Source organism: Erwinia sp. PsM31, from assembly GCF_030433775.1.
Lineage (GTDB): Bacteria > Pseudomonadota > Gammaproteobacteria > Enterobacterales > Enterobacteriaceae > Erwinia > Erwinia aeris.
Genome location: NZ_JARUWZ010000047.1, coordinates 1 through 18,748 on the forward strand (window position 1 = coordinate 1; position 18,748 = coordinate 18,748).

At 56.4% G+C, this 18,748-nt stretch carries 18 protein-coding genes; 9 read left to right on the top strand and 9 right to left on the bottom strand.

The genetic code is table 11. The features are described 5' to 3' along the window. Positions 1-174: 174 nt before the first annotated feature. The 4 genes from modC to QCD69_RS21900 form a co-directional block, all read right to left on the bottom strand. A complete protein-coding gene (gene modC / locus QCD69_RS21885) occupies positions 175-1,233 on the bottom strand; it encodes a molybdenum ABC transporter ATP-binding protein ModC (protein ID WP_253454850.1) in 1,059 nt (352 codons plus the stop codon). Next, the gene (modB, locus tag QCD69_RS21890; protein WP_253454851.1) at positions 1,227-1,922 is read right to left on the bottom strand and encodes a molybdate ABC transporter permease subunit; all 696 of its coding nucleotides are present in this window, start codon (positions 1,920-1,922) and stop codon (positions 1,227-1,229) included. The genes modC and modB overlap by 7 nt, the downstream gene beginning before the upstream one ends. Next, positions 1,919-2,689, bottom strand: a complete 771-nt coding sequence (modA, locus tag QCD69_RS21895) for a molybdate ABC transporter substrate-binding protein (protein WP_301253496.1) — start codon at positions 2,687-2,689, stop codon at positions 1,919-1,921. Before modA ends, modB begins: the two co-directional genes overlap by 4 nt. 145 nt (positions 2,690-2,834) lie before the next feature. Continuing rightward, positions 2,835-2,990, bottom strand: a complete 156-nt coding sequence (locus QCD69_RS21900; protein WP_253454853.1) for an AcrZ family multidrug efflux pump-associated protein — start codon at positions 2,988-2,990, stop codon at positions 2,835-2,837. 144 nt (positions 2,991-3,134) lie between these two features. Between QCD69_RS21900 and modE the strand changes: the two genes are divergently transcribed. Both modE and modF read left to right on the top strand, forming a co-directional pair. Beyond that, positions 3,135-3,914 (top strand): molybdenum-dependent transcriptional regulator, encoded by a 780-nt coding sequence (modE, locus tag QCD69_RS21905; RefSeq protein WP_301253497.1) that lies wholly within the window; start codon positions 3,135-3,137, stop codon positions 3,912-3,914. A gap of 76 nt (positions 3,915-3,990) precedes the next feature. Then, positions 3,991-5,454: a molybdate ABC transporter ATP-binding protein ModF gene (gene modF / locus QCD69_RS21910; protein ID WP_301253498.1), complete on the top strand. Its 1,464-nt coding sequence runs from the start codon at positions 3,991-3,993 to the stop codon at positions 5,452-5,454. Positions 5,455-5,952: 498 nt separating this feature from the next. On the opposite strand, the gene QCD69_RS21915 is transcribed toward modF, so the two are convergent. Further along, entirely contained in the window at positions 5,953-6,636 is a 684-nt protein-coding gene (locus tag QCD69_RS21915; RefSeq protein WP_253454856.1) for a hypothetical protein, read from the bottom strand. 914 nt (positions 6,637-7,550) lie between these two features. Here QCD69_RS21915 and galT point away from each other — a divergent pair. From galT to gpmA, 4 genes are all read left to right on the top strand, one after another. Continuing rightward, complete coding sequence (gene galT / locus QCD69_RS21920; protein ID WP_301253499.1) at positions 7,551-8,597, top strand: galactose-1-phosphate uridylyltransferase; 1,047 nt, start codon at positions 7,551-7,553, stop codon at positions 8,595-8,597. 2 nt (positions 8,598-8,599) lie between these two features. Beyond that, complete coding sequence (galK, locus tag QCD69_RS21925) at positions 8,600-9,748, top strand: galactokinase (protein ID WP_253454858.1); 1,149 nt, start codon at positions 8,600-8,602, stop codon at positions 9,746-9,748. Continuing rightward, positions 9,742-10,773, top strand: a complete 1,032-nt coding sequence (gene galM, locus QCD69_RS21930; protein ID WP_301253500.1) for a galactose-1-epimerase — start codon at positions 9,742-9,744, stop codon at positions 10,771-10,773. Before galK ends, galM begins: the two co-directional genes overlap by 7 nt. 145 nt (positions 10,774-10,918) lie before the next feature. After that, on the top strand, positions 10,919-11,671 hold the full coding sequence (gene gpmA / locus QCD69_RS21935) for a 2,3-diphosphoglycerate-dependent phosphoglycerate mutase (RefSeq protein ID WP_253454860.1): 753 nt from the start codon (positions 10,919-10,921) through the stop codon (positions 11,669-11,671). Between the two features lie 56 nt (positions 11,672-11,727). Here gpmA and aroG read toward each other — a convergent pair whose 3' ends face one another. After that, entirely contained in the window at positions 11,728-12,780 is a 1,053-nt protein-coding gene (gene aroG, locus QCD69_RS21940) for a 3-deoxy-7-phosphoheptulonate synthase AroG (protein ID WP_253454861.1), read from the bottom strand. 295 nt (positions 12,781-13,075) lie between these two features. Here aroG and QCD69_RS21945 point away from each other — a divergent pair, with 295 nt between their 5' ends. Together QCD69_RS21945 and zitB are read left to right on the top strand one after the other, a co-directional pair. Beyond that, on the top strand, positions 13,076-13,426 hold the full coding sequence (locus QCD69_RS21945) for a YbgS-like family protein (RefSeq protein WP_253454862.1): 351 nt from the start codon (positions 13,076-13,078) through the stop codon (positions 13,424-13,426). 142 nt (positions 13,427-13,568) lie between these two features. Continuing rightward, positions 13,569-14,498: a CDF family zinc transporter ZitB gene (zitB, locus tag QCD69_RS21950; RefSeq protein WP_301253501.1), complete on the top strand. Its 930-nt coding sequence runs from the start codon at positions 13,569-13,571 to the stop codon at positions 14,496-14,498. On the opposite strand, the gene pnuC is transcribed toward zitB, so the two are convergent. The 3 genes from pnuC to QCD69_RS21965 all read right to left on the bottom strand — a co-directional run bounded on the left by pnuC (position 14,499) and on the right by QCD69_RS21965 (position 16,908). Next, positions 14,499-15,206 carry a nicotinamide riboside transporter PnuC gene (pnuC, locus tag QCD69_RS21955; protein WP_253454864.1) on the bottom strand — a complete coding sequence of 236 codons (708 nt, stop codon included), beginning with the start codon at positions 15,204-15,206 and terminating at the stop codon, positions 14,499-14,501. It lies immediately after the preceding gene. A gap of 28 nt (positions 15,207-15,234) precedes the next feature. Then, positions 15,235-16,275 (bottom strand): quinolinate synthase NadA, encoded by a 1,041-nt coding sequence (gene nadA, locus QCD69_RS21960; protein ID WP_253461066.1) that lies wholly within the window; start codon positions 16,273-16,275, stop codon positions 15,235-15,237. Positions 16,276-16,410: 135 nt separating this feature from the next. Further along, entirely contained in the window at positions 16,411-16,908 is a 498-nt protein-coding gene (locus QCD69_RS21965; RefSeq protein ID WP_253454865.1) for a methylated-DNA--[protein]-cysteine S-methyltransferase, read from the bottom strand. A 167-nt stretch (positions 16,909-17,075) separates the two neighbouring features. Here QCD69_RS21965 and QCD69_RS21970 point away from each other — a divergent pair, with 167 nt between their 5' ends. Continuing rightward, a complete protein-coding gene (locus QCD69_RS21970; RefSeq protein ID WP_301253502.1) occupies positions 17,076-18,506 on the top strand; it encodes a DNA-3-methyladenine glycosylase 2 in 1,431 nt (476 codons plus the stop codon). Positions 18,507-18,748: the final 242 nt, after the last annotated feature.

Consider the following 18,748-nt stretch of genomic DNA (forward strand, 5'->3'; position numbering starts at 1 on the left):
AAGTGCTGTAGCGGCCTTGCCGATGGCAGGCGATCGGCAGCAGTCTGGCGCTGGGGATTGCACAGACTATTTATCAGGAAGTGCTTTAGCGGCTTTGCTCATAGTGTCCGCCTGTTGACGCGGGCGAAAAGCGATACCTGCGTCAACGAAACGATCACACGGCAACTGTCCCCGTCAGGCGGCGATCGCCACGCTTTTGATCTGGGCGTAGAGCCACATGCCCGGTTTAATCATCAGCTCATCCCGCGCCCAGGGCGTAATGCGCGCCCAGAGTTCGCTTTGCCCTATCAGCAGCTTCACCTCGACCTGATTATCGATATCCAGCAGCTCGCCGACCTGCGCCGGAATGACGTTGCGGATAGTGCTGTTCAGCGGCGGCTGCAGCACCAGCGAGACGTCGGCGGCCTGAATGCGAATGCGCAGCGGCGTTTTCAGCGGCGCGTCGATGCGGTTAACCCAGATATGCTGATCGCCCAGCGAAAGGGCCGTCATCGCATAGTGCGGATGCTGCTCCAGCACCTGAACGCGCAGCACGCTGCTTTGCTCCGCGCGCGGCAGCCACGGCCGCATGGCGCTGCTGGCCCAGACTTTTTCCAGCGCGCCCAGCGCTTTCACTTCGCCTTTATCCAGCACCAGCACGTTATCCGCCAGCTGGATAATCTCTTCAAGGCTGTGGCTGACGTACAGCACCGGAATGGCCACCTGTTTCGCCAGCGCCTGCAAATAGGGCAGCAGCTCACGCTTGCGCGGCAGATCCAACGAGGCCAGCGGCTCATCCATCAGCAAAATTTCCGGCGCGCTGAGCAGAGCGCGGCCTATCGCCACCCGCTGTTTTTCTCCGCCGGACAGCGAAAAAGGAAAACGCGACAGCAGCTCGCCGATGCCTAGCAGCGCTACCAGTTCATCGAACTGCGAGCGCATCGTTTTCGCCATGCCGTATTCCAGGTTGCCTTTCACCTTGTAGTGCGGAAAGAGGCGCGCATCCTGAAAAACATAGCCGATACGGCGCTTTTCCGGCGGCAGGTTCACGCTGGTCTGAGCATCGAACAGCACCCTGTCGTTCAGGGAAATATGTCCTTCCTGCGGCGTGGTCAGGCCGCCGATAGCGTTAATAAGTGACGTCTTGCCGGCGCCAGAGACGCCGAAAACAGCCGTGATGCCTTGCGCCGGTATGTTTGCGTTTACCTGCAAAGTGTGGTCGCCAAGGCGCTGGACAATATCAAGCTCTAACATGGCATCCCCAACTTTTTGCGTCCCCGACGCGCCAGCCATTCCGCCAGCCACAGCGAACAAAGCGCCAGCGCAATAGCGATCAGGCAAAGCCTGGCCGCCGCGTTTTCCGCGCCCGGCGTTTCAATCAGCGTATACATGGCGGAAGGAAGCGTGCGGGTTTCGCCAGGAATATTGGACACAAAGGTGATGGTCGCGCCGAATTCGCCCAGCGAACGGGCGAAGGCGAGCACCGTGCCGGCGATAATGCCGGGCAGCGTCAGCGGCAAGGTGATGGTGAAAAACACCCGCCAGCGGCCTGCGCCCAGCGTGCGCGCCGCCAGCTCCAGCCGACCGTCAACGCCTTCCAACGCCAGGCGAATTGCCCGTACCATCAGCGGAAAAGCGACCACGGCAGAGGCCAGCGCCGCGCCGCGCCAGCTAAAGGCGAAGGTAAAGCCGAACCAGTCGTAGAGATACTGGCCGATAAAGCCGCGTCTGCCGAATCCAATCAGCAGCAGATAGCCGACCACCACCGGCGGCAGCACCAGCGGCAGGTGGATCAGGCTGTCGAGCAGCGTCTTGCCGGGAAACCGGCAGCGTACCAGCACCCAGGCCGCTGCTATGCCCAACGGCAGGCTGAACAGCACCGCCACGCTGGAGACTTTCAGGCTGAGCAGAACCGCCTGCCATTCGGGATCGCTTAATATCACAGAGGCGTAAATCCGTAGTGTTTAAATACGGCCGCAGCTTCCGGCCCTTTCAGATAATGATAAAACGCGGCGACGCCGGCGGTATCATGCCCTTTCACTTTCGCCATTGGATATTCCACCGGCTTGTGGCTGTCTGCCGGGAAAACGCCAACCACGGCCACTTTGCTGCTGGCTACCGCATCGGAGCCATACACGATGCCGTAAGGCGTTTCATTGCGCTCCACCAGTGCCAGCGCGGCGCGCACGCTGTTGCCTCTCGCCAGCATCGGCTCCAGCGTTGACCAGGCGCCCAGCGACTGCAATGCTTCCTTGGCGTAGAGCCCTGCCGGAACATGATCGGGATCGCCTACGGACAGACGCTGGCCCTGCAACAGGCTTTTCCAGTCGGTGTTTTTCGACAGCGTGACTCGCGGCGATTTCGCTTCTTTCGGCGCTACCAGCACCAGCTCGTTGCCTAACAGCGTATAGCGGCTGGCTTCTTCAATGCTTTTTTTCTGCGCCGCGTAATCCATCGACTGCTGATCGGCAGAGATAAAAAGATCGGCGGGCGCGCCCTGCTCTATCTGCCGCGCCAGCGTAGAAGAAGAGGCAAAAGAGGAGACAATTTTTACCTCTTTTCCCTGCTGGTAGCGATTAGCGATATCCTGCAACGCGTTGGTTAAGGAGGCGGCGGCAAAAACGGTAATTTTTTCAGCCGCTACGGCCTGGCCGGTCAGGCTTGCCGTTACCACGGCACCGATCAAGAAATGGCGTAATTTCACAGACATGGTCTTCTCCGAAGGTCTCGTTATGTAGCCTTCACTATAACGATTTAACAACCGGTGTCATAAAGATTATCGGCATAAACGGAGAGAAGTTGAGGCGGCTCGCAAAAAATAGCGCCCGGTGTCGCCGGGCGTATCGGGCAGGGATCTAGCGGCGTTCTTTCGCAGGCTGCTCGTTGCGATGACCAAACTTTGAAATGACGTTAAAGACTTCGCCAAGGCCATAGATCAGGCCAAGGATTATCGCCATCACCACGGGAACCATGAGGATCGCTTCTGCAAGACCGATGAGTAATTCCAGCATGGTATTTTTCCTCACTGAATAAAAGAAGTTATTGTATCCGTAGCGGATAAAAGTGCACTGACCTTTTGTGCGTTTTACCTGTTTTTACGCCCCGCCTGCGCAACAGTGTACAATTCCGGAAACCCTTTTTTGCCAGGAGCGACCATGCAGGCTGAGCTTTCCCTGATCCTGAAATTACAGCAGCGGCTTTTCGCCGATCCCCGCCGTATCGAACTGCTTAAACAGATCGCCGCGACCGGCTCCATCAGCCAGGGCGCGAAAATGGCCGGGATCAGCTATAAAAGCGCCTGGGATGCAATTAACGAGATGAACACGCTGGCCGACCGCACGCTGGTAGAGCGCGCCACGGGCGGCAAAGGCGGCGGCGGCGCGCAGGTCACCGCCTACGGTGACAGACTGATTCAGCTTTTCGCGCTGCTGGAGCAGATTCAGCAGAAAGCGTTCGATGTATTGCAGGATGACGTGCCGCTGGGCAGCCTGCTGGGCGCCATCGCCCGGTTTTCGCTGCAAACCAGCGCCCGCAACCAGCTTTTCGGCACGCTGGTGCAGCGCGACGCGCAGACGGTGCAGCAGCATGTTGAGATCCTGCTGGCCAACGGCGAGACGCGCATCAAAGCCGCGCTGACTGAACAGAGCGCCAATCGCCTTGAACTCACGCCGGGCAAAGAGGTGCTGGTGCTGATAAAAGCGCCGTGGATAGACGTGACCCAATCCGCGAGCAAGGCCGATAACCAGCTCGACGGCGTACTGAGCGAGTTGATTAAGGGCGAGGCCCACAGTGAAGCGCTGATCGCGCTGCCGGGCGGCGAAACGCTGTGCGCTACCTTAACCAACCAGCGCGCGCAGGAGCAAAATCTTCAGCCTGGCGCGGCGGTAACAGCACATTTTAATGCCGATCGCGTGATTATCGCCACGCTGCTCTGAAAACGGCGGCACCATTTGACAGCGCCGCCGCTCAGCGTTGATAGTGAAGGGAATAATGCATAAAATGGAATAAACAATGTCTACGTTGCAAATTTCGCAAGGCACGTTTCATCTTAGCGCGACCCGTAACCTGATGCTGCCGTCGCTGACGATCCGGGCTGGCGAAAGCTGGGCTTTTGTGGGCGCTAACGCCAGCGGCAAATCTTCCCTCGCGCGCGCCCTTGCGGGCGAGCTTGCCGCCGCACGAGGCGAAGTCGTCAACACTTTCCGCCCCACTCGTCTTTCGCTTGAGCAGTTGCAGAAGCTGGTTTCCGAGGAATGGCAGCGTAACAACACCGATATGCTCAGCCCGGATGAAGAAGATACCGGCCGCACCGCTGCCGACATTATTCAGCAGGAGGTGCGCGATGAGGCACGCTGTCGTCAGCTGGCGGAAACCTTTGGCATCGCTTCGTTGCTCGATCGTCGTTTTAAATATCTCTCGACCGGCGAAACCCGCAAGACGCTGCTCTGCCAGGCGCTGATGGCCGAGCCGGACCTGCTGATCCTCGACGAGCCTTTTGACGGGCTGGACGTTGCGTCGCGCGCCAATCTGGCCCAGGTTCTGGCGCAGCTCCACCAGCAGGGGCACACGCTGGTGCTGGTGCTGAACCGTTTTGACGATATTCCCGACTTTGTCGAACAGGTTGGCGTGCTGGCCGAATGTGAGCTGACGCATGTAGGCGCACGCGAAGCAATCCTGGCCGAGGCGCTGGTCGCCCAGCTGGCACACAGTGAAAACCTGCAGGGGATGGCGCTACCGGAAGCGGACGACGCATCGGCAAAAACGGCGCTGTCATCGCAGACGCCGCTAGTGGTGCTGCGGGACGGCGTAGTCTCTTATAACGATCGCCCTGTTCTTAACCATCTTGACTGGACGGTGCAGGCGGGCGAACACTGGCAGATCGTCGGCCCGAATGGCGCGGGAAAATCAACGTTGCTGAGCCTGGTAACGGGCGATCATCCCCAGGGCTACAGCAATGACTTAACGCTGTTTGGCCGCCGTCGCGGCAGCGGCGAAACCATCTGGGATATCAAACAGCATATTGGCTACGTCAGCAGCAGCCTGCATCTGGATTACCGCGTCAGCAGCAGCGTGCGCAACGTGATCCTTTCCGGCTATTTTGACTCTATCGGTATTTATCAGGCCGTTTCCGATCGGCAGCAAAAGCTGGCGGAGCAGTGGCTACAGCTGCTGGGGATGCGTGCCGTGGCGGACGCGCCTTTTCAGAGTCTGTCATGGGGGCAGCAGCGGCTGGTGCTGATAGCCCGCGCGCTGGTCAAGCATCCGGCTCTGCTGATCCTGGACGAGCCGCTACAGGGGCTGGATTCGATCAACCGCCAGCTCGTGCGCCGCTTTGTTGACGTGCTGATTGGCGAAGGCGCCACGCAGCTTCTTTTCGTTTCGCACCATGCTGAAGATGCGCCACAGTGCATCACCCATCGCCTGACGTTCGTGCCGGACGGTGACGGCTATCGCTATCAGCAGGACAGGCTCTGAGGCGAGCTTAGGGTCAGCCGTCAGGCTGGCTCAGGCTGCCTGTTCAAAGAAAGGATAGCGCATCGAAGTAACGGCATGGCGTGATGTACGTGGGCAACTCTTGCATAGTATGTAGGGCCAGTCTGGCTGGCGTGGGCGCGGGATGAATATGTAAATCTGAAGCCTGCTAAAATTTTGCAAAAATCTATATAAGGCTTATCTGATGAAGAAAAACAGACATATCAGTGCCGTCATGATGCCTGTTAAACATTTCCATTTTTTGGATTTTTCAACGTAAAAAAAGACCATGTAAAGTATGAATATAAATGATAGTGCCAGCCCACCAAAAACGTTTCCATTACCCCTGTTATTATTTAATGAACCTTGCGGAATAGTCGAATCCATATCGTAGATAACATCGTATTTATCAACCATAGATAAATAAATCAGCACCATGCAAACCAGATAAAAAAGAATAAATGCAATTCTAAAAAACTTATTCATAAAATCATGACCCTGTTACGAGACCAGTCTGGTAAAATGCTGCCAGTTTTTGACAATAAAATCACCATATCGCGTATCTTTTTTGATGCTTTCCAGACTCGGATTGGTGCCCCGGTTATATCTGGCTCCAATAATTCTCACATCATTCATACTGAGCCGAGAGGGTAACTTGTCATAGTCAGCAAGCTGGCGTAAGTGCATAGCCGCGAGGGTAATGTTATAGGCATCTTTTTCAAGACACCGTGATAGCGAGCGGAGTTCTGATGTACTCATCTTGTCTGCATTAAGGCCCATAGTTTTAGCTGCTGTACGCAGTTGCATGCTGACAAAGCCAAACGAGGTTTTAGCCGGCGGAGAGGTTACAGTAAGATTACGATCGATACAGACTGGGCCGCTCCAGTCTATGAAGCGAACTTCAAAAGCAAAACGATCTATAATATCTGGATCACCGCCTACCTCAATCCAGCAGACACCAGCAAGTAATTCTGGGGGCAGTTTATAGCGAAGAGCAGCCGATCTGATAAGCAAACTCTGTTTTTTGACCCAGGTATCTTTAAAACCTCTGGCATAAGATCTGCCACCGCCGAATCTTTCAGGAAGTATTTTCCAACGGAATACATCAAGGAAAGTCCATGAAGGGGATTTTGTCATCTTCCTGCATTGTTCAAAGTTACGCATATCCATATAAAAAATCTCCATTTATTTCTCTATGCTGCTCAATAAAACTGAGCGTTAATATCAGAAACCCTCGCCTTGTTGAGTACCAAAGAAATTTTAAAACGTGCGTTCCACTATGCTTTACTTATCTGACAAATCAGTCCTTACGCATGTTTTATACGACATATGAGTACCTTCGACAACCCAAAATATACTGTATTTTTATAATGATTGTTTTCTTGTGATTGTAGCCTGAATTAAGAACAGACCGTTTATTTCATCCCCAACACTTAGTGCTTTTAAAAAAAGGCGCACTCCCATAATGGCCAGTAACACAGTCGCTCATATCTGGTTCGTAGATTTCGACATTATTCTACCGAGTAAAGCCATGATTATCTGCCCCTGTACGGCCTGAATAACCGCGTATAGTACCGCTACACTTTTTGGTATATACCAACTGCGCCATGCATGACGTAGACATGGCGTAAGTCCGTTCCTGGAGCCTCGGCACGCGTATCCCTGTGTTCGACGGTCGGGCCTCGTCTATACGTCCTGACAAGCGGCGAACGTTCGCCTGCCTGGATGTTAGCGCTACTCTTTTCGTTCTTTTAGTATGTTGGCACTAATAGTTCGCGCAGCCTTAGTATGTTGGCACTAAACACCAACGATGGTTTTAAGATGCCGGTGTGTCAGAGCGTCATCCGATTAATCTGATATTTACCCGCCATAGATTTCCCCTGCCCTGTCGACAGGCGGCACGCCCTGTGTAACCGCTACCACTTTCAACCGTAGCGGGAAAGGAATTTATGGATTAAACAGCCTTGAAACCTGCCTCTTAGGAATTTTCATCTTGTGTAAACGATTCCATTTATTCACACTCGATCACGCTTTATCGTTTCGCGCTGTGCTATTTTTCTTTCAGGCTTGCAGGCATTACAAAGTAATCAGGACTCAATATGCAGAAATTTAATCCGGTCGATCATCCGCATCGCCGCTATAACCCACTGTCCGATCAGTGGATTCTGGTTTCTCCGCATCGTGCCAAACGCCCCTGGCAGGGCGCACAGGAGACGCCTTCTCAGGAGAAGCTGCCTGCGCACGATCCGGACTGCTTTCTTTGCCCCGGCAACACGCGCGTAACCGGCGATAAAAATCCCGATTACACCAGCACCTATGTGTTTACCAACGACTTTGCCGCGCTGATGACCGATACGCCGGACGCGCCGGAGAGCGACGACCTGCTGATGCGCTGCGAAAGCGCGCGCGGCACCAGCCGGGTGATCTGCTTTTCACCGGATCACAGCAAAACGCTGCCGGAGCTGTCGGTTTCCGCGCTGGAAGACGTGGTTCGCACCTGGCAAGAGCAGACTGCCGATCTGGGTCAGCACTACCCGTGGGTACAGGTGTTTGAGAACAAAGGCGCAGCGATGGGCTGCTCCAATCCGCATCCTCACGGCCAGGTGTGGGCCAACAGCTTCCTGCCTAACGAAGCCAAACGCGAGGACGATCTCCAGCGCGCTTATTTTGCGAAAAAGCAGTCGCCGATGCTGGTGGATTACGCCAGTCGCGAGCTGAATGACGGCAGCCGCACGGTGGTGGAAACCGACCACTGGCTGGCCGTGGTGCCCTGGTGGGCCGCCTGGCCGTTCGAGACGCTGCTGCTGCCGAAAGCACACGTCAAGCGCCTGACCGACTTAACGGACGCGCAGCGGGCCGATCTGGCCGTGGCGCTGAAAAAGCTGACCAGCCGCTATGACAATCTGTTCCAGTGCTCCTTCCCCTACTCTATGGGCTGGCACGGCGCGCCGTTCAACGACGACGCCAACGACCACTGGCAGCTTCACGCGCATTTTTACCCGCCGCTGCTGCGTTCCGCCACGGTGCGCAAGTTTATGGTTGGCTATGAAATGCTGGCCGAAACCCAACGTGATTTAACGGCGGAACAGGCGGCTGAACGGCTGCGTGCCGTCAGCGATATTCATTTCCGCGAGACCGGAGCATAACCATGAGTTTAAAAACCCTGACCCAACAGATTTTCAGCGAAAAATTTGGCTATGCCGCGCCGCAAACTATCCAGGCGCCGGGCCGCGTTAACCTGATTGGCGAGCACACCGACTATAACGATGGTTTTGTGCTGCCCTGCGCTATTGATTATCAGACCGTGATCGCCTGCGCCAAACGCGACGATCGCCAGGTACGCGTCATCGCCGCCGACTATGAAAATCAGGAAGATATTTTTTCGCTGGACGAGGCGATTACTCCGCATGACACGCAGATGTGGTCAAACTACGTGCGCGGCGTGGTCAAGCACCTGCAAAAACGCATTCCTGACTTCAACGGCGTGGATATGGTGATTGCAGGCAACGTGCCGCAGGGCGCGGGCCTCAGCTCTTCTGCCTCGCTGGAAGTGGCGGTCGGCACCGTGTTCCGTCATCTGTATGCGCTGCCGCTGGACGGCGCGCAGATTGCCGTAAACGGCCAGGAAGCGGAAAACCAGTTTGTCGGCTGTAACTGCGGCATCATGGATCAGCTGATCTCGGCGCTGGGCGAGAAAGATCATGCGATGCTGCTCGACTGCCGCACGCTGGGCACGCGTCCGGTGCCGATGCCGGAAGATATCGCAGTAGTGATCATCAACTCTAACTTCCGCCGTAACCTGGTGGGCAGTGAGTACAACACTCGCCGTCAGCAGTGCGAAGCGGGCGCAAAATTCTTTAACAAAAGTTCGCTGCGCGATGTCGATCTGGCGCAGTTTGCAGCGATGGAGCATGAGCTTGACCCGCTGGTCGCCAAACGCGTGCGCCACGTGCTGACCGAAAACGCCCGCACGCTGGAAGCGGCGGATGCGCTGGCGAAGGGCGATCTGGCGCGCATCGCCGTGCTGATGGCGGAATCTCACGCTTCCATGCGCGACGATTTTGAAATCACCGTGCCGCCAATCGATACCCTGGTAACCATTGTGAAAAACAGCCTGGGCGATCGCGGCGGCGTGCGCATGACCGGCGGCGGCTTTGGCGGCTGCGTGGTGGCGCTGATGCCGTTGGATCTGGTCGACAGCGTGAAAGCGGCCGTGGCGGAGCAGTACGAGGCGCAGTCCGGCATTAAAGAAACTTTCTACGTCTGCAAAGCCTCTGAAGGAGCGGGCCCATGCTGAGTCACTCGCATGCGCCAGACGGCCAGCCGTGGCGCATCACAACGCTGCGCAACGCGGGCGGCATGGTAGCGACCTTTATGGACTGGGGCGCCACCTGGCTTTCCGCGCGCGTGCCGATGAAAGACGGCAGCGTGCGCGAAGCGCTGCTGGGCTGTGCCACGCCGGCCGACTACCTTAATCAGACCGCCTATCTGGGCGCAACGGTTGGCCGCTACGCCAACCGTATCGCTAACGCCGCTATCAGTGCAGGCGAGCAGCGCTGGCAGCTGGCGGCCAATCAGGGGAAACATCAGCTGCACGGCGGGCCACAGGGCTTTCACGCCCGTCGCTGGCAGATCGTCAGCCAGACCGGCCAGGAAGTCGAATATCAGCTGAATTCCCCTGACGGCGATCAGGGCTATCCCGGCCATCTCCAGGTTACCCTGCGCTATCGGCTGGAAGAGGACAATACGCTCACGATCCGCTATCACGCCACGGTGGACCAGGCCTGTCCGGTTAATCTGACCAACCACGCCTATTTCAATCTGGATGCGCAGCACGGCGACGCGCGCCATCATCGCCTGCGCCTGCGTGCCGACCATTATTTGCCGGTCGACAGCGAAGGCATTCCCAACCGCCTGCTGACCGACGTCACCGATACCGGCTTTGATTTCAGAGAGATCAAAACGGTGGCGCAGGACTTCCTGCTGGATGACGATCAGCGCGCGGTCAAAGGCTACGATCACGCGTTTCTGCTGAACGGCGGCGACGATACGCAGCCGGACGCGGAGCTGTGGTCGGCCGACGGCAGGCTGAAGCTCAGCGTGTTTACCACCGCGCCTGCGCTACAGTTCTATTCAGGAAATTATCTGGAAGGCACCCCGGCTCGCGAGCAGGACGTCTATACTGCCTTTCAGGGCATTGCGCTGGAGAGCGAGTTTTTACCCGACTCGCCTAATCATCCGGAATGGCCGCAGCCCGACTGCTGGCTGCAGCCAGGTGAATCGTATCAGTCAGAAACGCGTTATCGCCTGACGCCGCTTTGATTAAGCGCATGAAAAACGTGCATCGCGCCTGCGGCAGGCTTACGTGGCGCGCAGATTTCCGCTATGGTAATGACCAGTTAAAATTGCGTCGGCAATTTTCGCTTTCCGTTATCTTAGAAACGTCAGATTATTAAGGAGTTAAGCTATGGCTGTAACTAAGCTGGTTCTGGTACGTCACGGCGAAAGCCAGTGGAACAACGAAAACCGCTTTACCGGATGGTACGATGTCGATCTGTCCGATAAAGGGCGTACCGAAGCGAAAGCGGCGGGTCAGCTGCTGAAAAAAGAAGGCTTTACCTTCGATTTCGCTTATACCTCCGTGCTGAAACGTGCCATCCACACGCTGTGGAACATTCTTGACGAAGTGGATCAGGCCTGGCTGCCGGTTGAAAAATCCTGGCGTCTGAACGAGCGTCACTACGGTGCGCTGCAGGGTCTGGATAAAGCGGAAACCGCGCAGAAATATGGCGACGAGCAGGTTAAACAGTGGCGTCGCGGCTTTGCCGTCACGCCGCCGGAGCTGGATCGCGCTGACGAACGTTTCCCTGGCCACGACCCGCGCTACGCCGCGCTAACTGCCGAGCAGCTGCCGACTACCGAAAGCCTGGCGCTGACCATCGATCGCGTGCTGCCTTACTGGAACGAGTCTATTCTGCCGCGCATGAAGAAAGGCGAGAAAGTGATCATTGCTGCACACGGCAACTCGCTGCGCGCGCTGGTGAAATACCTGGACGACATGAGCGAAGAAGAGATCCTTGAGCTGAACATCCCAACCGGCGTGCCGCTGGTGTATGAGTTCGACGAAAACTTCAAGCCAATCAAGCACTACTATCTGGGCGATGCGGACGAGATCGCGGCTAAAGCCGCCGCCGTAGCGAATCAGGGTAAAGCGAAGTAAGAGCCAATAAAAAAATCCGCCGAAAGGCGGATTTTTTTATGTCGCGTACGGGAAACTTATCCGCGACGCGCTTTCACCGCCTCTGCCAGCTGGCGCAGCACGGTTTCAGTATCTTCCCAGCCGATGCAGCCATCGGTCACGCTCTTGCCGTAGACCAGCGGCTCGCCGCTTTCCAGGCTCTGATTGCCTTCAACCAGATGGCTCTCGATCATTACGCCGATAATCGCTTTTTCGCCGCCCGCAATCTGCTGCGCCACGTCGTCCGCCACGGTCAGCTGCTTTTTAAACTGCTTGCTGCTGTTGGCATGGCTGAAGTCGATCATAATTTGCGGCTCCAGGCCCGCTTTCGCCAGGCCTGTCTTCACTTCTTCCACATGCTGCGCGCTGTAGTTCGGCTCTTTGCCGCCGCGCAGAATGATATGGCAGTCGCCGTTGCCGCTGGTTTCCACAATGGCGGAGTGTCCATATTTGGTCACCGACAGGAAGCAGTGCGGCGCGCTGGCGGCATTGATCGCATCAATAGCCACTTTAATGGTGCCGTCGGTGCCGTTTTTGAAGCCGACCGGACAGGAAAGCCCGGAGGAAAGCTCGCGGTGCACCTGAGATTCGGTAGTGCGCGCGCCAATCGCGCCCCAGCTCATCAGATCGGCCACGTACTGCGGCGTGATCATATCCAGAAATTCGCCCGCCGCCGGTAGGCCGGTATCGTTGATGTCCACCAGCAGCTTGCGCGCAATGCGCAGACCGTCGTTGATCTGATAGCTGTTATCCATATGCGGATCGTTGATCAGCCCTTTCCAGCCAACCGTGGTGCGCGGTTTTTCAAAGTAAACGCGCATGACCACTTCCAGCGAGTCGCTCAGCTCTGCGCGCAGCTTCAGCAGACGGGCAGCATACTCCTTTGCGGCCTCGGTATCGTGAATTGAGCAAGGGCCGATCACCACCAGCAGGCGATCGTCATTTTTTTGCAGGATACGGTGAATGGCCTGGCGGGTATCAGCGACAGTTTTAACCGCCGTCTCCGTGGCAGGAAATTTTTCAAGCAGCGCAACGGGAGGTAAAAGTTCTTTTATTTCTTTAATTCTTAAGTCATCATTCTGATAATTCATAATATTTCCAGATAGTTACTGAGCCGTACTGCACACCAGGCGCATCCAGACCAATTTATCGCGTGAACCCCAGCCTGTAAATCGACTTTGCACAAATTATTATCAGTAGGAGTTGCCGTTTTCGCGCTTTTTACTACACTTTAACTTGTTAATACTTAAAAAAAACGCACAGGGATCGCCTGCTTTATCGCCGCGTATCGCTTGCGTAAGGAGAGGTTGCCTCTTCCACTTTATGCAAACCGCTTTTTTAGCAGGGTTTGGTTCGCCAAGACGCAAAAAAAATTAACGGAGTAAGATGATGAAAAAGTTTGCAATCGTTTTCCTGACAGCAGCAATGACTCTGGGTAGCGCTTCCGCCATGGCGGCGGGCAGCAACAACGGTACCGCTAACCAGGCGGCAGACGCCGGGGCCGCAGCGGGCAGCGCAAAACAGAATATTGCGCCGAACAACGTTGATAACAGCCATATCAATAATACCGGCGACGCCACTGCCGATACCACGCACAAAACGACCCATCACGCTAAAAAGAAAATGACCGCGGATGAGATCGATAAAAATACCCAGTGCAAAGACGGTAAATGTCCTGACATTAACCAGAAAGTAGGCCCGGGCACTGACAGAAAAACCGACGGCACCTCGCAGTAAGTTAGCCGCGGATGACAAAAGGAGAGCTGAGGCTCTCCTTTTTTTATTGGCCGCCCCAGCGCATTCACAATAAAAAAGCCCGTCACGGGCATGCTCCATTCCTTGTTATGATAAAGCAGGTTTATTGAAAAGATGGATACTTATGGCGCATTCGCATTCTCATAGCGGCGGAAACCGCAATCGTTTACTGGCCGCCTTTCTGGTCACGGCTGTTTTTATGGTCGCGGAAGTTGTTGGCGGCCTGCTTTCCGGCTCGCTGGCGCTGCTGGCCGATGCCGGACACATGCTCACGGACGCCGCCGCGCTGCTGATGGCACTGCTGGCCGTGCAGTTCGCCAGCCGCAAGCCAAACGCACGCCACACTTTCGGTCTGCTGCGGCTGACTACGCTGGCCGCGTTTATCAATGCTATCGCTTTGATCGTGATTACCGCGCTGATCGTCTGGGAAGCCGTCCAGCGCTTTATGCATCCCGAACCCGTGGCCGGTGGCTTTATGCTGGGCATTGCCGTAGCGGGCCTGCTGGCGAACCTGCTCTCTTTCTGGCTGCTGCATCACGGTAGCGAAGAGAAGAACATTAACGTTCGCGCCGCCGCGCTGCACGTGCTGGGCGATCTGCTGGGTTCCGTCGGCGCCATTGCTGCCGCGCTGATTATTATGTTTACCGGCTGGACGCCCATCGACCCGATCCTGTCGCTGCTGGTGGCGGTGCTGGTGCTGCGCAGCGCCTGGGCGCTGCTGAAAGAGAGTTTTCATGAACTGCTGGAAGGGACGCCGCCGCAGCTGGACGTGGAGAAGCTGAAGCGGGCGTTAACGCGTGATATTCCTGAGGTACGCAACGTGCACCACGTTCACCTGTGGCTGGTGGGCGAAAAGCCGGTGATCACGCTGCATACGCAGGTGATCCCGCCTTACGATCACGACGCCCTGCTGCACCGTATTCATGACTACCTGCACGAGCACTATCAGATCGAGCACGCCACGGTGCAGATGGAATACCAGAGCTGTGACGATGGCGACTGCGAGCTGTCATGGGGAAAAAGCGGGCACGACCATGCCCACCATCATCACTGATTAAGCCAGCGCCTGCCTGCGGGCGCTTTTAATCCAGAGCCACGAGCCGTTCAGCGCAATTAACGTCAGAATGGCATATTCCAGCGACATTGCATAAACCCCCTGACGAGCGAAGATCATCACGCTAATCACATCAATCACCACCCACAGCAGCCAGTTTTCGACATATTTCCGCGTCATTAAAATCATCGCCACCACCGACAGCACCAGCAGACAGGAATCCCAGAACGGGAAAGCGTCCGGCTGAAGCTGCGGCATCGCCACCGCCAGTCCCAGCGTCTGCATCAGCTTAACGGCGACTTCCGTCAGCCAGCCAAAAACCGGGTTGATATACAGGGTCATCAGGGCAATCGCCACCACGCTGAACAGCGCCCAGCCAAGGGCTTTTGGCAGGCCCAGCCAGCGAATTTGCAGCGCCTGCTGGTTGTCGGTGGTCTGCCGCGTCCATGCATACCAGCCGTAAACGTTAGCGCCGAAGAAAAAGAGCTGCAGCAGCAGGCTGGCATAAAGCTGGATCTGGAAAAAGATCGCCGCGAAGAGCGTGACGTTGATCAAACCAAAAACGTAGTTGATGTTTTTTTCAAGGCTGGCGAGCCAGATACAGAGCAAACCCGCCAGCGTGCCGATCGCTTCAATCCAGGAGAGGTCGTAGCCGCCCGCCCCTACAGGGATGTGAACCAGAATATTTTGCGTGCTGAAAAAATCCATATTGGCACCTTGTAGCTGAAAACGGGCGTTATTTTAATGATGCAGCAAAGGTTAGCATACGATCCAGCGGCCGTAACGCGCCTTCGCGCAGCGCCGCATCAACGTTAATTTCATGTTCGCTGCCGCCGTGCTCCAGCCCTTCTGCAATAGCCTGTAGCCCGTTCATCGCCATCCACGGACAGTGCGCGCAGGTGCGGCAGGTTGCGCCCTCGCCCGCCGTTGGCGCTTCCAGCAGCTCTTTGTCCGGGCAGGCCTGCTGCATTTTGTAAAAGATACCGCGATCGGTTGCCACAATCATTTGCCGCTGCGGCAGCGTTTTCGCCGCCTGAATCAGCTGGCTGGTTGAGCCTACTGCATCGGCCAGCTCGACAATGGCCTGCGGCGACTCAGGGTGCACCAGTACCGCCGCATCGGGATAGAGCGCTTTCATCCGCGCCAGCGCCTGGGTTTTGAATTCGTCATGGACGATACAGGCCCCTTGCCAGCACAGAATATCCGCGCCGGTCTGGCGGGTAACGTAGCGGCCAAGATGGCGATCCGGCGCCCAAATAATTTTTTCCCCCAGACCGTCAAGGTGTTCAATCAGTTCAACGGCGATGCTGGAGGTCACTACCCAGTCCGCGCGCGCTTTTACCGCTGCGGAAGTGTTGGCATACACGACAACGGTACGATCGGGATGCGCATCGCAAAACCGGGTGAATTCGTCAATCGGACAGCCCAAATCCAGCGAGCATTCCGCCTGAAGCGTCGGCATCAGAATGGTTTTTTCCGGGCTGAGTATTTTTGCGGTTTCGCCCATAAAACGTACGCCCGCCACCAGCAGCGTGGAGGCAGGATGCTGGCTGCCAAAGCGCGCCATCTCCAGCGAATCCGCCACGCAGCCGCCGGTCTCTTCCGCCAGCGCCTGGATTTCCGGATCGGTATAGTAATGCGCGACCATCACTGCATCGCGTTCTTTCAGCAGCCTTTTGATTTTGCTGCGATAAAATTGCTTTTCATCAGGCGTTAAGCGGGCAGGCTTAGGCGGAAAAGGATAGACAGCGGTTTCGGGATCGAACATCAGGCTCATCACACGGCTCTCGTTTTGTGCACTTAACCAGAGTGGCGGCCATAACGTTCGTTACGCGCTTATCCGCCCGGCTTGTTTTATATGCTAAACAAGATAGCCGAAACTTTCACCGCTGTCGCGGATTATTTGCTGCCCTTAACGAAGCTGGAAGTTATCCGTCGCCTCCAGCTTCAGTAAATAAGCCTTAACCTCAAGCCCACCGGCAAAACCGGTCAGCTTGCCGTTGGCGCCGATCACCCGATGGCAGGGCGCAATAATCGATACGGGATTTTTGCCGTTAGCCGCGCCTACCGCGCGTACTGCGGCTGGATGCCCAATCTCGCAGGCAATCTCCCGATAGCTGCGGGTTTCGCCAAAGGGGATCGCCACCAGCGCGGCCCAGACTTTTTTCTGAAATTCCGTGCCGACAAAATCAAGCGGCAGCGCGAACTGCCTGCGTTTGCCGGCAAAATATTCCGAAAGCTGGCGCGCCGTTTCCAGCAAAATCGGATGCGATCCTTCCCGCAACAGCTCGGGAAGTCGGTAACGCCTGGGATCTTCGTTTTCCCACAGTACGGCTGCAAGCCCTTTATCGCTGGCAATCAGTTTTAACGTGCCGACCGGCGACGGCATAAGCGTGTAAAAATGACTCATCTTATTTCCTCCTCCTCCGTGCTACGGACAGTAATTATCCGCGTAACGGCCCGAGTTGCCAGCCGTTTTCGGTCATCGATCTGAAATAGTTAGCTGTCCGAAAATGGCTGGCACGGCATCGAAAAGCGGCCTACTCTGCCAGACAGGTTGCCTGACGGGAAAAGATGATGATTGATGCAAAAATCGCGTACCTTGCGCTTACCTCGCGCGACAGCCGTTTCGATGGCGTGTTCTATGTAGGCGTGATCTCGACGGGGATTTACTGTCGCCCGGTCTGTCCCGTAAAGGCGCCGCTGGCGAAAAATTGTCTGTTCTTTGACAGCGCTGCCGCCGCCGAAAAAGCGCATTTCCGCCCTTGCCTGCGCTGTCGGCCTGAACTGGCACCCGGCAATGCGCCTATTGATAACGGCAGACGTATTGCGGACAGCCTTATCCAGCATATTGCCGAGGGCGTGCTGGAAGAAGACGCCAGTCTGGAAACGCTGGCGGCCCGTTATTCTGTCAGCCTGCGGCAGCTGCGGCGCATTGTGCATAAAGAACTGGGCGTATCGCCGCTGGAGCTAAAGCAGACTCGCCGGCTGCTGCTGGCAAAACAGCTGCTGACTGAAACCACGCTGCCGGTGACGGAAATTGCGCTGGCCAGCGGTTTTGCCAGCCTGCGCCGCTTCAACGATGCCTTTAGCAAGCGCTACCGGATGCCGCCCGGCCGCCTGCGCAAACAGATACCTGCGGATAGCGATACCTCGACGCTGTTACTGCATTACCGCCCCCCTTTTGACTGGGTGGCCCTGCTGGATTTTCTTCGCCTGCGCGCGCTAAAAGGCGTGGAAGCGGTCGATGACGTCAGCTATGCCCGTACGGTGCGTCTGGGCGCGCATCGGGGCTGGATCCGCGTCATCCACACAGGAAACTCGCTTCAGGTAACCTTTACGCATTCACTCGCGCCGGTTTTGTCTGCTTTGCTTCTGCGGCTGCGAAATTTATTCGATTTGGATGCGCATCCGCAGATCGTTGCGGAGCATCTTGGTCAGGATCCTTTATTGAGCGAAAGCCTGCTGAAAAACCCCGGCCTGCGCGTGCCTGGCGCTTTCGATAGCTTTGAAATGATGGTGCGGGCCGTACTGGGCCAGCAGATTACGGTAAAGGCAGCCACAACGCTTGGCGGGCGCTTTGCTGACGCTTTTGGCGAGGTTATTACCACATCTGTTCCCGGTCTGACGCATCTGTCGCCTGAGGCGTCTACAGTTGCGTGCAGCACGCCTGAAGCAATAGCCAGCCTTGGCATCGTACGTACGCGAGCCAGAACGCTGCTGGCGCTGGCAGATGCCTGCGCGCAGGGCATGCCGGAAACAGCCGCGCAGCCGGAGCTGATGATAGCCAGGCTGACCGCCTTGCCGGGCATCGGCGAGTGGACGGCACATTACATAGCTATGCGCGCCTTACGCTGGCCCGATGCGTTTCCGGCGGCGGATATCGTGGTGCGAAAAAATTTGGGTAGCGTGACGGCAAAAGAAGCGGAACGGCTGGCAGAAGCCTGGCGGCCGTGGCGCAGCTACGCGGTGATGCATATCTGGAAAAACCTGACGCCGCTGAAGTAGCACGGCAGTTGAAGCGCTGCACTCAGGCCGCTTTAGAGCGACCGGAGCTGGGCGCGTATGGACGCGCGAAACGAGCCTGGGGGACGGCGCGTCCGTGTTCCGAGCTGCCTCAGCCGCCATTCTCCGATCTTATCGCGACAGAATAATAATACTGCTGCTTCAGGCCAGTTAGCCAGGTTCGAACCCTGCCCGAATTACAAACGGCAAAAAGGCGCCTTTAGGGCGCCTTTCTACATTGGTGG

Coding starts and splice junctions, on each gene's coding strand:
- modC (WP_253454850.1), bottom strand. CDS start 1,233: ATGTTAGAGCTTGATATTGTCCAGCGCCTTGGCGACCACACTTTGCAG.
- modA (WP_301253496.1), bottom strand. CDS start 2,689: ATGTCTGTGAAATTACGCCATTTCTTGATCGGTGCCGTGGTAACGGCA.
- QCD69_RS21900 (WP_253454853.1), bottom strand. CDS start 2,990: ATGCTGGAATTACTCATCGGTCTTGCAGAAGCGATCCTCATGGTTCCC.
- modE (WP_301253497.1), top strand. CDS start 3,135: ATGCAGGCTGAGCTTTCCCTGATCCTGAAATTACAGCAGCGGCTTTTC.
- modF (WP_301253498.1), top strand. CDS start 3,991: ATGTCTACGTTGCAAATTTCGCAAGGCACGTTTCATCTTAGCGCGACC.
- QCD69_RS21915 (WP_253454856.1), bottom strand. CDS start 6,636: ATGGAGATTTTTTATATGGATATGCGTAACTTTGAACAATGCAGGAAG.
- galT (WP_301253499.1), top strand. CDS start 7,551: ATGCAGAAATTTAATCCGGTCGATCATCCGCATCGCCGCTATAACCCA.
- galK (WP_253454858.1), top strand. CDS start 8,600: ATGAGTTTAAAAACCCTGACCCAACAGATTTTCAGCGAAAAATTTGGC.
- galM (WP_301253500.1), top strand. CDS start 9,742: ATGCTGAGTCACTCGCATGCGCCAGACGGCCAGCCGTGGCGCATCACA.
- gpmA (WP_253454860.1), top strand. CDS start 10,919: ATGGCTGTAACTAAGCTGGTTCTGGTACGTCACGGCGAAAGCCAGTGG.
- aroG (WP_253454861.1), bottom strand. CDS start 12,780: ATGAATTATCAGAATGATGACTTAAGAATTAAAGAAATAAAAGAACTT.
- QCD69_RS21945 (WP_253454862.1), top strand. CDS start 13,076: ATGATGAAAAAGTTTGCAATCGTTTTCCTGACAGCAGCAATGACTCTG.
- zitB (WP_301253501.1), top strand. CDS start 13,569: ATGGCGCATTCGCATTCTCATAGCGGCGGAAACCGCAATCGTTTACTG.
- pnuC (WP_253454864.1), bottom strand. CDS start 15,206: ATGGATTTTTTCAGCACGCAAAATATTCTGGTTCACATCCCTGTAGGG.
- nadA (WP_253461066.1), bottom strand. CDS start 16,275: ATGAGCCTGATGTTCGATCCCGAAACCGCTGTCTATCCTTTTCCGCCT.
- QCD69_RS21965 (WP_253454865.1), bottom strand. CDS start 16,908: ATGAGTCATTTTTACACGCTTATGCCGTCGCCGGTCGGCACGTTAAAA.
- QCD69_RS21970 (WP_301253502.1), top strand. CDS start 17,076: ATGATTGATGCAAAAATCGCGTACCTTGCGCTTACCTCGCGCGACAGC.